General features: G+C 58.9%; 1 protein-coding gene. It reads right to left on the reverse strand.

Annotated features, from left to right (window positions below):
• A partial coding sequence (locus AC1DYM_RS23010; protein ID WP_477342373.1) for an amino acid adenylation domain-containing protein occupies positions 1-1,030 on the reverse strand: 1,030 nt, incomplete at both ends.

Consider the following 1,030-nt stretch of genomic DNA (forward strand, 5'->3'; position numbering starts at 1 on the left):
ACGATCGCCCGGCTGATCTTCGCGGGCAATCACCACCGCCTCGCGTACGCCGACCTGCTCTGCCAGCCGTGCCTCGATCTCTCCCAGCTCGATGCGGAAACCACGTACCTTGACCTGGAAGTCGTTACGACCCAAATACTCGATCGTGCCGTCCTCACGCCACCGGCCCAGATCACCCGTGCGGTACATCCGTCCACCGTGGAACGGATCGGCCACAAAGCGCTCCGCCGTCAACTGCGCACGGTTGAGGTAACCCCGTGCCACACCCGCACCACCGATGTGGATCTCGCCGGCCACACCCACCGGAACCGGCTCACCGTGACCATCCAGGATGTAGATCCGCGTGTTTGCGATCGGACGGCCGACGAAGCTCCCGTGACGGGTTAAGCCCAGCGGTTGCAGCTCACACACAGTGGCATGTACCGTAATTTCCGTGATGCCGTACATGTTCACGAGCTTCGTGCCACTATTTTGTTTGCGTCTGCACCATGGCAGAAGCGTGGAGGACTCGAGCGATTCCCCACCGAAAATTACGTACCTCAGGTAATGGGACGAACGCGTCTGCGACTGAGCGTTGATGAATTGCATGAACGCAGATGGGGTTTGATTCAGAATCGTTACCCGTTGCTCATTTATTAGGTGATAGAGACGATCGGGCGATCGTACATCTGCAAGATCGGCAACGATGAGCCGAGCTCCCGTGGTTATTGCTCCGAATATCTCCCACACCGAGAAGTCGAATGCGTACGAGTGGAGAAGAACCCAGACATCGCTTTCTCGAAATGAAAATATCGAGAGGCTTGTAACAAACAAGCTAATGACGTTTCCATGTTCGACCATCACGCCCTTGGGCTGACCGGTTGAGCCGGAGGTGTAGATCACATACGCCAGGTGCGAGGGCGTCAGCCCCGCACGATCCAGGTCGGTGTCCGCTTCCTCCGCCCACGCCGAGGTCGCGGTCAGGTCCAGCACCGGCACGGCAAGCTGTGCCGAGAGCGATGTCCATGCCTCGCCCAGCCCAGGCTGGGTC

This window comes from Luteibacter sp. P1_D3 (assembly GCF_056406135.1).